Below are 13,462 nucleotides of genomic sequence, written 5' to 3'. Positions count from 1 at the left end.
CGATAGAAGGCGAGGTGGTTTCAGGTGGCAGAGTTCAATCAGTTCGGTAACGCGCAACCCTCACGGTCTCCGGACCCGACTCACTGCGCCCAGTGCGAGGCTATGCTGACCGATGCCCTCGACAGGACCCTCTCGGCGGAAGATCAGTCCGTCTTCGACCGCCACCTGGCAATCTGCCCGGACTGCTCACGCATGTTCATCGACACGAAACTGGGAGTTGACCTCCTTGCAAAGCTGCATGGCTCCCGGCCCCAGCCCTCAGCATCGCTGCTGGAGCGCATCCTCGCCACCACGGGCCCGGCGGCCGACCTCGCCGTATCCTCGATAGCACAACAAAAAGGCCTGTTGAGCGGTTCCATGACCGTACCGGCAACTGTATCGGGCATTCCTGGTGCGTACATCCCGGGAACCGCCTACGCCTCACGCAAGGTTCTGCCCTTTCACAAGCGGCTCACCGGAGCTTTCAAGCTTGCCAACGTCCGGCACACGCTCATGCAGCCACGGTTGGCGATGACGGCAGCGATGGCCTTCTTCTCGATTGCACTTACGCTCAATCTGACGGGAGTTCGCATCACCGACCTTCGCGCCAGTGACTTCACCCCGTCCAGCCTCAAGCGCACCTTCTACGACACCAACGCACGGGTGGTCCGCTCCATCGACAACCTCCGCGTCGTCTATGAACTGGAGTCGCGGGTACGCGATCTGCAACGCGATAGCGATTCAAACACTGCCCCGGCCCCGCAGGTGACCACCCCGGCCCCCGCTCAGAGCAATCCCTCTGAGGACCAGCACCGAAACGATCCGAATCAAGAGGAGCAGAAACGATCCAATCCCCGGCCGCGGTCTGGCAGCAGCCGCAGCCTTGGACTTGATCATTCGCTTGAGTTCACTGCTTCGCTCGTTCATCCCGGTTCATCCCCCGAACCCGTCCATGAGCGCCGGAAGGTTTCTACTTTCTTTACTCCCACGGTTTTCAACTCAGTCGAGCAAGGGGGACAGGCATGAACTGCGCCAATCATCCAGAGCGAGAACGAATCGCCTTCTGCCAGAACTGCGGTAAGGCATTGTGCCAGGAGTGCGCCCGCGTCATCGGGACTGCTGTCTTCTGTGAGCCCTGCCTTGAAGCTCGACTCGCTGGCACTCAGCCACCACCCACAGCCGGTGCCGGGTATGCTTCCGGCAACGTTGGGGGCGTCAACTTCACCACCTCCGCCACCGGAGGGAGCTACGCCTATACAGATCCAGCTACTGGATACACCGTCAACGGCTCCATTCCGCCCCCTTCCGCGGCTGGAGCGCCGAATCCCGGCCTGGCCGCGCTGCTTGGCTTTATCCCAGGCGTGGGAGCGATGTACAACGGGCAGTATGCCAAAGGGATCGTCCACCTGATCGTCTTTGCGGTTCTCGTCAGCCTTGCGGATGAACACGGCATCTTTGGTCTCTTCGTCGCCGGTTGGGTCTTCTACCAGGTTTTCGAGGCGTATCAGACGGCGCGAGCACGCCGCGACGCCACCCCTCTGCCCAATCCCTTCGGGCTCAACGACCTTGGCGATCGGCTAGGCTTTGGAAAATCATGGACCGCCACCAGCTCTTCTGCGAATGCCAGTCCGGCAGCCTCGACAGCTTACACCGCTCCTGAAGCCGCGCCCGCAGACGCAGTAGCTTATCCGCCGCCACCATCCAGCTATCCGCCTCCCGGAGCCGGCTGGGGGGCTCCGGCTGACAATTTCCCGGGTTCCCCCTATAACAGCGCTTACATGGGATCTGCTTATGCCGCGCAGCCACCTGCCTTCGATCCCAACGCGGCCTATCCGCGAAATCGTTTTCCAACCGGAGCAATCTGGCTTATCGGTCTGGGCGCGATCTTTCTGATTGGCAATACTGGCTTGTTCCATGGCTTTCCCGTACACCGGCTTTTTCCCATCTTCCTAATCGGGCTGGGGCTGTGGCTCTTCTATTACAAGATGACAGCCCTGGGAGGGACGCTTGCAGACGACGGCTCACCTCTCTACCGGATGCGCCTCTTCAGCGCTCTGCGCGGCTCCATCTGGGTGATTCTGGTTGGAATCATGTTCTTTCTCTCAGCCTTCAACATTCTCTCCTGGGGAAGCAGCTGGCCGTTGTTCATCATTGTGGCGGGCGTGATGATCCTCGCGGAGAAGACTCTTTACAGCCAAGCTTCTGTGCCTCCGGTCTATCCGGGACCACCTGTGCCTCCGACAGCTCCACCTAATCCGGTCTCCGTGGTTCCCCCATCAACGCAGGCCTCCCCCTCGAACCAGTCCAACCAGGAAGGGCGCTGAACGAAGATGGCAAACCAGACCCCGCCCTATCCTCCACCTCCCGGACAGTACCCTCCACCCCAGGGCGACTGGCGATATCAGCGCCGCGCCATGAAGGAACAGGCACGCTACCAACGCAGCTATCTTCGCGCGCAGCAGGCTGCTTACCGCGCCCAGCTCCGCAGTACGCGGCGGAGTTCCATCGTGGGGCCGCTGCTGATTATCACAACCGGCATCATCTTTTTCCTGATTCAGACCGGCCGCATGTCAGCACGCTTCTTCTGGGACTGGTATGGGCGCTGGTGGCCGCTGCTGCTGATCTGCATCGGCGTCATCATGCTGCTGGAATGGGGATGGGACCAGTACTTTCACTCCGAAGAGCCACAGTATCGAAGGCGTTCTCTCGGCGGCGGCGTCTTCACGCTTCTGCTTCTCATCGGAATCCTAGGGGTCACCTTCAGCGGCTTTCGCGGAGGGGCTTTCAGTAGGACCTTCAACCTGAACCCGGACAACATGGACGAGTTTCTGGGGGATAAGCACGAGAGCGATCAAACTCTCTCCCAGGCTCTGCCTCAGGGGAGCGGGCTGACGATCAACAATCCTCGCGGCGACGTCATCATCGCTGGTACCAGCGACGATCAGCAGGTCCACGTCCAGGTTCACAAACAGGTCTACACGCGCTCTGATTCCGAGGCGAATACTCGCGCCCAGCAACTCTCGCCAACATTCGACACGGATACTCCAACCGGAACCCTGCGTCTCACTGTCCCCTCGATTGAGGGGGCGCGCGCCGATCTCAGTATTACGCTTCCTCCCTCGGCCCCCGTCACGGTCACGGCGAACCGGGGAGACATCCATGCCGCCTCCATCAAGGCTCCTGTAACCGTCACGGCCAATCACGGCGATGTTTCTCTCACCGCCATCTCCGGCCCCATCAGTACGCGCATCAACAACGGCGACTCCTCGTTCTCGGTGCACAGCGCCACCGGGCCAGTCACCGTGGAAGGCCGCGCTCGCGACCTCACTTTCTCCGACGTTTCCGGCCCGGCATCGATGACTGGGGAGTTCTTCGGGACCACACACCTTGAGCACATCACCGGCGACGTTCGCTTCCATACCAGCCGTACCGAGATGCGTTTCACCCGCCTGGACGGCGAAAGCGAGATCAGTTCTTCCGACATCTCCGCCGATCGCGCTGCCGGTCCCTTCACGCTTGCTACGGGCAACAAAAATGTCAGCCTGGAACGCATCACCGGCGACGTCTCGATCACGAACCGAAATGGCTCAGTCGATTTGACCGGAGCTCCCCCGCTCGGCAACATCACCATCGAAAACCGCAACGGCTCGGTTGACCTCACACTTCCTGAGAAGGCCAGCTTCTCCGTGCAGGCCGACACCACCAACGGCGACCTCGAAAACGACTTCTCTCTTCCTCAGCAGGGCAATGAGGACAGCAATCACAAGAGCTACAACGGAATGGTCGGCAAAGGCGGCCCGCTGGTACGGATCTCCACCAGCCAGGGAGATATCTCACTCAAGAAGGCTTCAGTCGCGCCGATGCCCCCGGCCCCACCGGCGCCTCCTGCCCCAATCTCAATCCGGGATAATGATGGTTCCTCGGTGATCATTGGCAAAGAGGGCGTCAACATCAAAAGCAGCGATGGGTCTTCCATCATCAGCGACAAGAACGGGCTCCACATCAACATCCGTACCGATGGCTCCAGTATTTACGACAACAAGGGAACTCACCTCACGACAGGCGCCGACGGCTCCCGTATCTATCAGGGAGCAGATGGAACCCGCTACACCGTAGAGGCTTCTGGCGCGAAGACTTACCGCGGCAAAGACGGCACCAAAATTATCATCGGCGCCGATGGCTCCCGCAGTGGCAGCAGCCCAAGCGGCCATGCACTCTCCAGCTCCGAGATCGACAGCCGACTGCGCGAGGCCGAACGTGACGCCAATAAGGCCGCTGCCGATCGCGACGCAACGGTTCGCAACAAATAAATCAGACAAAGCCCTGTAGCTGAATTAGAAGGTAAGCTTGAGGGCTCCCTGCATCACTCGGGGGGTGCTGCTGTTCGATGTGATCTGGCCGCCTCTGGCGCTGGTCGGATCGGTATTGGGACCAGCGAACGTAGGATGGTTGAAGGCATTGAACGCCTCCCAACGAAACTGGAGCACGTAGCTTTCGTAGACATGCCAGCTCTTCGCGATTCCCAGATCCCAGGAGTTGATCCAGGGTGCGTTGAAGAGATTGCGCTGCGAATTGCCGAAGGTGCCAAGAACATTCGTTCGGAATGCGGCCGTGCTGTAGTAATGCTGCAGCCAGTTATCCCGAGAACCTTCGTGGACTCGATAAGGAAGTCCCGTTACATCGGCCCGATCGCGACCCACCTAGGAAGCAGAACGATTATTCCCGTTGCCTCCGGAGATGCTGAAGGGCTTTCCGGAAGCGGTCTGCCAGATGCCGCTTCCCTGCCACTGCCCCAGAACCTGACGGATAAGAAAACCGTGCCGTGACAGAGAGGGTGTGGTGTAAACGAAGTGCGTCACCAGCGTGTATGGCACATTCATGTCGGAAAGGCCGTGGTTGAAGCGAATATCAAACGGATTGGGGACGCTTGAAAGGACGTCGGTTCCGAGTGTGGTGACATCGAATGTCTTCGACCAGGTGAAGTTCGATTGAAGCTGAAGGCCGTAGCGCATACGCTTTTCGATACCGGCCTGCAGAGACTGATAGTTGGCTGTTCCTGCGGTGTTGTACTCCGTAATGGAGCCGAACTGTGGAAACGTAGAACGGGCGCCGCTCACAGAGCAGAAGGTATTGGCAACGGCACAGTAGATGCCGGGGTTACGCTCGACCGGCGTGAGCAGGTGGTAGCTTTCATTTCCGAAATACGCAAGATGGATGGCGATGTCGCGCGTAAACTGCTGCTCGACTGAGAAGTTCCAGCTCTGGGTGATCGCCAGACGGAAGTTGCGGGAAAAGCTCGTACTGATCGTCAGAGGAGGAGAGATGGGATCGGAGATCTTTACAAACTGCGAGAGGCAGATAGGATTGCCATTCGCGTCAAGCTGCTGTGCCCCGGAGACGAAGTCCATGCGAATCCACGCAGCCGAAAAAGAGTTGACCATTCTGGGACTAAGGATCCAGGTATGATTGACGCCTCATTCCAGTACCTGCCATCATCCCCAAGGACTGCGGTAACGATATTGCCGGGAATCGAGCCCTGCGGCCGGGAGAAGCGACCAATAAAGCTGCGGACGGAGAGTCGCTGGGCCTGATTCACCTGCCAGTCAATTCTTGCAGTTCCCTCATTAAGAGGGACGCGCGTGACAGGACTTGAATAGTAGACGATGCCCGTAGCGGGATCCTGTCCGAGGGGAACATTCTTCACGAGTGCCAGAGCTCCGGGGCTGAAGAGCTTGGGGTCTATTCTGTTGCCGACAAATCCTCCGGCAAGCGTTTTGGGAACGGCAGTGAAGTCGCCATTGAGCATCGCCTGCGTAGGAGCATTGGTATGACTGTCCGCCGATGTGCTTATGGAACGAGTTCCCTGATAGTTCGTGAAAAAGAAAAGCTTGTCGGCGATGATGGGGCCGCCCAGGAACGCTCCAAATTGGTTGCGTTTTAGAGTGTCGATGGATTTATTGAACCAGTTGCGAGCGTTGAAGGCATCGTTGCGCAGGAACTCGAATGCCCCCCCATGAAAGGCATTCGTGCCGCTCTTGGTCTGGATGCTAACGACAGCGCCGGGCGCAAATTCCATAGCGGGCATCGAAATTGTTCGTTGTGACACGAAACTCCTGCGTGGCGTCCGCATTGGGAAAGGGAGCGGCGAGGAGGTTGTAGGTATCGATGTTGCGAGCACCATCGAGAAGGTAATACGTGCTTCCGGAGCGGCCCCCGAAGAGGACGCGCCGGTCTCACCGGGAAAGGAATTCGTCGCCTGCAGGACACCCAGGCGAAGACCGTTGGTCATTCCTGGGGCCAGCAGGACGAGCGTGGAGGGGTCGCGTCCATTAAGCGGGAGCTCCTGGATCGCCCGCGCGTCGACAATCGTACTCAGATCCGGGGAGGTCGCATTGATCATCTCCGGTGTCGAATTGACGCTTACGATTTCACTCGCGTTGCCGACCTGAAGAGTCAGGTTGAGAGTGGCTTTCTGGGCGACGGTAAGGAGAATGCCGGATTGAACGTGGCGACGGAACCCGTCGCGTTCGGCAGAGACGGTATAGTGACCGGGAGGCAATGGAGTGAGTACAAAGTTGCCGCTGTCGCTGCTGACGACCGACTGACTTAGACGAGTGTCGTCATTGGTGAGAGTGATCTTGACTTGCGGGATGGCAGCTCCCGTCGAGTCAAGGACAGATCCCGAGAGACTGGCATCGGTATTCTGAGCGAAGGCCGAGGTGGACATCAGACAAAGGAAGATCAGAGACGCCCAGAACGGAAAGCTCCTGAGTTGTTTTAGTTTTCGGGCAAGGTATAGGGAGTCGAAAATGGCACTGTCAAGATTGAGGTTCCTCCTTCATGCCGAGAAGGAATAGAAAGGAACTCCATATTCCGAAATATGGGATTTTTTGCGTTGAATCAGGCACCAAAGGCATTTTGACGCGGGTTCTTTCTTCTTATGCGTACCACAAAGCGGAACCTAATATTTTTTCAATTAGTTGCCCTCCCTCTTTCCCGGGACTAATTTAAAAGAGCATCGAGACATTTGCTTCAATCAGACAAAGTATCCAAAGCCGCGGGAATCTTACCTTGAGCACGGCAGCGGTCTAAACCTTCGCCATGAGGAGAACGGAATGACAGTAGAGACCACTCTCACTCCAGCTGCAGAACTGGCAGCCAAAAACAGATCGAGCTTCCCCAATGAAAGCAGTGAATATCGTCAAGCACGGAACGCCCTGCTTGCAGAAGAGATTGAGCTCCGCCGCCACATCGAGCAGGTTGCCGCTCAGCGGCGGACCCTTCCACTGGGCGGAGAAATTCCCGAAAATTACACCTTCGAAGGAGAAAAAGGCGCGGTTGGCATCTCCGATCTTTTCGGGGGAAAGCAAACTCTCGTTCTCTATAGCATGATGTTTGGCCCACAGCGCAAGCACGTATGTCCCATGTGTACTGCAATGCTTACTTCCTGGGAAGGGACCGCAAGGAACTTGCGTGAGCGCGTCGCCATCGCCGTTACTGCACGGTCACCCATCCAGCGGCTTCTTGATTTCAAGAAAGATCGCGGCTGGAAAAATCTGCAGGTATATTCGGATGGTAAAGGTGACTACACGCGCAGCTATGTAAGTTCCGAGGATGGCGACGTCCCGGCGCTCAACATCTTTACCCGCCACAATGGCGTCATTCATCATTTCTGGGCGGGAGAGATGAGCAGCGAGATGGCGGACCCGAACCAAGACCCACGCGGAGCTCCGGACCTTGATCCACTCTGGACGATTCTCGACTTAACCTCCGAAGGTAGAGGTGGAGACTGGTATCCAAAGCTCGAATACTGATAGCAAGGTAAAGGGACAAGGCGTGGTTTGCTTCTAGAGTCGAAGTATTTTTCAGGAAGTTAAAAGCAGAAAAGCCCCATCCAAGGATGGGGCTTTTCAAAATTATGCCGGCGATCACCTAATCTCCCACACACTTACGCGTGCAGTACCATCGGCCCAACGAGGCTTAACTTCCGTGTTCGGGATGGGAACGGGTGTGACCCTCGCGGTAAACTCACCGGCAAACTTGAGAATTTCGCTCACGCGATCTTCCACAACTGAATAGATTGAGCAGACATTTACCAAAACGTATTCGTTATATCTCGTATAACTACAAAGCTTGTGTTGAATGACTCCAAAACAGCGGACAATGCTTTCACTGCGCAGAGTAAATTCTATGGACAAGCCGAACGGGCGATTAGTACTGGTAAGCTACACGCATTACTGCGCTTCAACCTCCAGCCTATCAACCAGGTGGTCTTCCTGGGCCCTTCATTTCCCTTACGGGTTGGGAGATCTCATCTTAGAGCGTGCTTCCCGCTTATATGCATTCAGCGGTTATCACAACCGAACTTCGCTACCCAGCCGTGCCTTTGGCAAGACAACTGGAACACAAGAGGTTCGTCCATCCCGGTCCTCTCGTACTAAGGACAGCCCTCTTCAAATCTCCTACGCCCACAGCAGATAGAGACCGAACTGTCTCGCGACGTTCTGAACCCAGCTCACGTACCACTTTAATCGGCGAACAGCCGAACCCTTGGAACCTTCTACAGCTCCAGGATGTGATGAGCCGACATCGAGGTGCCAAACCATTGCGTCGATATGAACTCTTGGCAATGATCAGCCTGTTATCCCCGGCGTACCTTTTATCCGTTGAGCGATGGCCCTTCCATACAGAACCACCGGATCACTAAGGCCTGCTTTCGCATCTGCTCGACTTGTAGGTCTCGCAGTTAACCACACTTATGCCTTTGCACTCGACGGTCGATTTCCAAACGACCTGAGTGTAGCTTCGCGCGCCTCCGTTACAATTTAGGAGGCGACCGCCCCAGTCAAACTACCCGTCTTACAATGTCCCTCTCCCGGATCACGGGAGGAGGTTAGGATCACAACAATCGCAGGGTGGTATCTCACCGTTGGCTCCACCGAACCCAAAAGTCCGATATCAAAGCCTCCCACCTATCCTGCGCAGCAATTGCCGTAAACCACTGTAAAAGTATAGTAAAGGTGCACGGGGTCTTTTCGTCTAGCTGCGGGTAACCGGCATCTTCACCGGTACTACAAGTTCGCCGAGCAACTCGTTAAGACAGTCGAACGATCGTTACTCCATTCGTGCAGGTCGGAACTTACCCGACAAGGAATTTCGCTACCTTAGGACCGTTATAGTTACGGCCGCCGTTCACCGGGGCTTCAGTTCAAAGCTTCGAGCTTGCGCCCTAACCTCTCCCTTTAACCTTCCGGCACCGGGCAGGAGTCAGCCCCTATACGTCGTTTTAGACTTTGCAGAGACCTGTGTTTTTGTTAAACAGTCGCCGTTCGCATTTCGCTGCGGCCATCAGAGGCTATGAACCTCGATGGCGACCCTTCTCCCGAAGTTACGGGTCTAATTTGCCGAGTTCCTTAACAAGCTTTCACTCGAGCGCCTTTGGATATTCTCCTCGTCTACCTGTGTCGGTTTGTGGTACGGTTCCCAATCTCTCTCCTTAGAGGTTTTTCTTGGCAGCATGAAATCAGCAGCTTTCAGCCATTCGGCTTACTGCTTTGCGCCTCACTGTTAAGTCTTCCCGGATTTGCCTAGGAAAACCAGCTTACGCGCATCGAACCCCATAGCCATAGGAGGTCCTGCTTATCCTTCTGCGTCACCCCATCGTGATAACGAAAAACTGGGAGGTCCGGAATATTAACCGGATGTCCATCGCCTACGCCTTTCGACCTCGGCTTAGGGACCGCCTAACCCTGAGCGGATTAACCTTCCTCAGGAAACCTTAGACTTTCGGCGGGAAGGGTTCTCACCTTCCTTATCGCTACTTATGCCGGCAGGGTCTCTTCTCAACGCTCCATCAGTCTTCTCAGTCTGACTTCATCGCTGTGAGAATGCTCTCCTACCACGCACACTCAAAGTGTGCATCCGCTGCTTCGGTATATAGTTTTAGCCCCGTTGTATTGTCGGCACCGGACCGCTTGACCAGTGAGCTATTACGCTTTCTTTAAAGGATGGCTGCTTCTAAGCCAACCTCCTGGCTGTCTGAGCGTTCCGACTTCCTTTCCCACTTAACTATAATTTGGGGACCTTAGCAGGCGGTCTGGACTGTTTTCCTCTCGACTGTGAAGCTTAGCCCCCACAGTCTGACTCCCGGGCTGGTTGTAATTGGCATTCGAAGTTTGGCTGGATTCAGTAAGCCGGAAAGCCCCCTAGTCCAATCATGTCTCTACCACCAATCCAAATCACCCGAGGCTAGCCCTAAAGCTATTTCGGAGAGAACGAGCTATCACGGAATTTGATTAGCCTTTCACCCCTACCCTCAGCTCATCCGAGCTTTTTTCAACAAACACCGGTTCGGTCCTCCAGTAGGTGTTACCCCACCTTCAACCTGGCCAAGGGTAGATCATCCCGCTTCGCGTCTATTCCTGCCAACTTATCGCCCTATTCAGACTCGCTTTCGCTGCGGCTCGCTCACGCTTAACCTTGCTGACAAGAATAACTAGCCGGCTCATTATGCAATAGGCACGCGGTCAGACATTCCCTTACGGGCATAGTCCTCCCACTGCTTGTAGGCACACGGTTTCAGGTACTTTTCACTCCCCTCAAAGGGGTGCTTTTCGCCTTTCCCTCACGGTACTGGTTCACTATCGGTCAGAAACGAGTATTTAGCCTTACGGGATGGTCCCCGTGGATTCAAGCAGGGTTTCTCGTGCCCCGCCTTACTCAGGTACCTGCTTCGAGTCTGGATCAATTTCGTCTACGGGTCTGTCACCCTCTATGGAGCTCCTTTCCAGAAGCTTCGACTATCGACCAGATTGGTAACTCTACTGTTGCAGGCCCTACAACCCCCGACGCACCTTAATGCAACGGGTTTGGGCTGTTCCGATTTCGCTCGCCACTACTTTCGGAATCGAGGTTTCTTTCTCCTCCTGGAGGTACTGAGATGGTTCACTTCCCTCCGTTCGCTTATTCCAACCTATGAATTCAGTTGGATATACCCAGGTTTTACCTGGGTGGGTTTCCCCATTCGGAAATCTCCGGATCAACGCCTGTGTGCGGCTTCCCGAAGCTTATCGCAGCTTGCCACGTCCTTCATCGCCTGTTTCTGCCAAGGCATCCACCGTGCGCCCTTAGTAGCTTGACCATAGAATTTACTCGCACGCAGCAGAGTGATTACCTCTACCATTTACAAGCAATCTATATTGTCCATTTTTCGCCTGTATCGCTACAATCATCACCTCAACTTGCTGGGATCTGATTGCCGATACGAATATTCTAAAGACACTCAACACTGATTGACAGCTTTCTCCGGAAACTACCCGAAGACATGCTGCTCAGCCTTGTAGTTATATTTACCCAATCTATTCAGTTGTCAAAAATCGTTGAGCGACTTACTGTCGCTGTCGCGCCCTGAGGCGGCTCGAGCATTCCTGCTCAAGGTTCAAGTCCCGCTTGCGCAGAACCTCAACCTCAAGCAGACTTCGCTTTCCTTATTCGAGAGGATGGTGGAGCTGACCGGGATCGAACCGATGACATCCTGCTTGCAAAGCAGGCGCTCTCCCAACTGAGCTACAGCCCCATCACTACAAATATACCAGTAGATCCGATGAAAGGTGGTGGGCCTGGGTAGATTCGAACTACCGACCTCACCCTTATCAGGGGTGCGCTCTAACCAACTGAGCTACAGGCCCGAAACAGCGGCTTTTAGCTTTTAGCTCCTAGTCTTTAGCTAAGAGCTAACGGCTAGGAGCTACTAGCTGGATTTCTCGAAAAGGTTTCGAGGACACAGTTGAACGTGCGGATCGGCTACGCCGGTCCTGACCATCGGTGTTGATTGATATCGACAAAGAGAGGCTTAGTTCAGGCTCATCCCCATCAGGCTTGATAGATGGAGATGGTGCATGGAACCCCTCATATGTTCAGCGGTCAGGCTGCCTGCATTTGCAGGACACATATGAGTGCCATGACGTTTTCTCTTTAGAAAGGAGGTGATCCAGCCGCAGGTTCTCCTACGGCTACCTTGTTACGACTTCACCCCAATCATGAATTACACCTTGGGCGGCTGCTTCCTTGCGGTTAGCGCACCGACTTCTAGTGCAACCCACTTTCGTGATGTGACGGGCGGTGTGTACAAGGCCCGGGAACGTATTCACCGCAGCATGCTGATCTGCGATTACTAGCGATTCCAGCTTCATGGAGTCGAGTTGCAGACTCCAATCCGAACTGAGGCCGGCTTTTTCCGATTAGCTCCCCCTCGCGGGTTTGCAGCGGTTTGTACCGGCCATTGTAGCACGTGTGTAGCCCTGGACATAAAGGCCATGAGGACTTGACGTCATCCCCACCTTCCTCCCCGTTATCCGAGGCGGTTTCGTCAGAGTGCTCAACTAAATGGTAGCAACTGAAGATAAGGGTTGCGCTCGTTGCGGGACTTAACCCAACATCTCACGACACGAGCTGACGACAGCCATGCAGCACCTATATAGCGGTCTATTGCTAGACGCCGACGTTTCTGCCGGATTCCACTACATTTCGAGCCCAGGTAAGGTTCTTCGCGTTGCGTCGAATTAAACCACATGCTCCACCGCTTGTGCGGGCCCCCGTCAATTCCTTTGAGTTTCAGCCTTGCGACCGTACTCCCCAGGCGGATTGCTTATCGCGTTAGCTTCGACACGACAGGATTGGGTACCTGTCACATCAAGCAATCATCGTTTAGGGCTAGGACTACCAGGGTATCTAATCCTGTTTGCTCCCCTAGCTTTCGCGCCTCAGCGTCAGTTATGGTCCAGTGAGCCGCTTTCGCCACAGGTGTTCCTTCCGATATCTACGCATTTCACCGCTACACCGGAAATTCCACTCACCTCTCCCATACTCAAGCCCGACAGTTTCTAATGCAGACTCTGGGTTGAGCCCAGAGATTTCACATCAGACTTGTCAAACCGCCTACGCGCCCTTTACGCCCAATAATTCCGAACAACGCTTGCCCCCCTCGTATTACCGCGGCTGCTGGCACGAAGTTAGCCGGGGCTTCTTCTATTGGTACCGTCATAATCTTCCCAATCGAAAGGAGTTTACATCCCAAGGGATTTCATCCTCCACGCGGCGTTGCTGCGTCAGGGTTTCCCCCATTGCGCAAAATTCCCCACTGCTGCCTCCCGTAGGAGTCTGGACCGTGTTTCAGTTCCAGTGTGTCCGTGCGCCCTCTCAGGCCGGATACAGATCATCGTCTTGGTGGGCCATTACCCCGCCAACTAACTAATCTGCCGCGACCTCCTCTCCAAGCGCATTGCTGCTTTGACTCGTAAGTGTTATGCGGTATTAGCCCAGATTTCTCTAGGTTATTCCCCACTCGGAGGTAGATAAGTCACGTGTTACTCACCCGTGCGCCACTGTACTCATGGATTGCTCCACTTTCTCGTGCGACTTGCATGTGTTAGGCACGCCGCCAGCGTTGATTCTGAGCCAGGATCAAACTCTCGTTTAATCTTGG

At 55.4% G+C, this 13,462-nt stretch carries 5 protein-coding genes, 2 tRNA genes, 3 rRNA genes and 1 pseudogene; 4 read left to right on the top strand and 7 right to left on the bottom strand.

All coding sequences use genetic code 11. The features are described from left to right. Positions 1-24: 24 nt before the first annotated feature. The 3 genes from AC5S26_RS14530 to AC5S26_RS14520 are packed head-to-tail and all read left to right on the top strand — an operon-like array spanning position 25 to position 4,289. Positions 25-1,005: an anti-sigma factor family protein gene (locus tag AC5S26_RS14530; protein ID WP_494185623.1), complete on the top strand. Its 981-nt coding sequence runs from the start codon at positions 25-27 to the stop codon at positions 1,003-1,005. Continuing rightward, positions 1,002-2,303 carry a B-box zinc finger protein gene (locus AC5S26_RS14525; RefSeq protein WP_494185622.1) on the top strand — a complete coding sequence of 434 codons (1,302 nt, stop codon included), beginning with the start codon at positions 1,002-1,004 and terminating at the stop codon, positions 2,301-2,303. Before AC5S26_RS14530 ends, AC5S26_RS14525 begins: the two co-directional genes overlap by 4 nt. A 6-nt stretch (positions 2,304-2,309) precedes the next feature. Further along, positions 2,310-4,289, top strand: coding sequence for a DUF4097 family beta strand repeat-containing protein (locus AC5S26_RS14520; RefSeq protein WP_494185621.1), 1,980 nt, complete (start codon positions 2,310-2,312; stop codon positions 4,287-4,289). Between the two features lie 24 nt (positions 4,290-4,313). Here AC5S26_RS14520 and AC5S26_RS14515 read toward each other — a convergent pair. Then, positions 4,314-5,387, bottom strand: a pseudogene (locus tag AC5S26_RS14515) (outer membrane beta-barrel protein). Continuing rightward, on the bottom strand, positions 5,318-6,706 hold the full coding sequence (locus AC5S26_RS14510; protein WP_494185620.1) for a carboxypeptidase-like regulatory domain-containing protein: 1,389 nt from the start codon (positions 6,704-6,706) through the stop codon (positions 5,318-5,320). The pseudogene AC5S26_RS14515 and the gene AC5S26_RS14510 overlap by 70 nt, the downstream one beginning before the upstream one ends. A gap of 388 nt (positions 6,707-7,094) precedes the next feature. Here AC5S26_RS14510 and AC5S26_RS14505 point away from each other — a divergent pair, with 388 nt between their 5' ends. Then, positions 7,095-7,793 carry a DUF899 family protein gene (locus tag AC5S26_RS14505; protein ID WP_494185619.1) on the top strand — a complete coding sequence of 233 codons (699 nt, stop codon included), beginning with the start codon at positions 7,095-7,097 and terminating at the stop codon, positions 7,791-7,793. A 105-nt stretch (positions 7,794-7,898) separates the two neighbouring features. On the opposite strand, the gene rrf is transcribed toward AC5S26_RS14505, so the two are convergent. The 5 genes from rrf to AC5S26_RS14480 all read right to left on the bottom strand — a co-directional run bounded on the left by rrf (position 7,899) and on the right by AC5S26_RS14480 (position 13,456). Then, positions 7,899-8,015: ribosomal RNA gene (gene rrf, locus AC5S26_RS14500) — 5S ribosomal RNA — on the bottom strand. A 154-nt stretch (positions 8,016-8,169) separates the two neighbouring features. Then, positions 8,170-11,119, bottom strand: a 23S ribosomal RNA gene (locus tag AC5S26_RS14495). Positions 11,120-11,478: 359 nt separating this feature from the next. Further along, positions 11,479-11,554: transfer RNA gene (locus AC5S26_RS14490), tRNA-Ala, on the bottom strand. 35 nt (positions 11,555-11,589) lie between these two features. Continuing rightward, a tRNA-Ile gene (locus AC5S26_RS14485) sits at positions 11,590-11,666 on the bottom strand. A gap of 290 nt (positions 11,667-11,956) precedes the next feature. Further along, positions 11,957-13,456: ribosomal RNA gene (locus tag AC5S26_RS14480) — 16S ribosomal RNA — on the bottom strand. The 16S, 23S and 5S rRNA genes sit together here with 2 tRNA genes alongside, the layout of an rRNA operon. Positions 13,457-13,462: the final 6 nt, after the last annotated feature.

The sequence above is a fragment of the Edaphobacter sp. FHG110511_03 genome (assembly GCF_059115365.1).
This window is presented reverse-complemented; position numbering and strand designations above follow the sequence as displayed.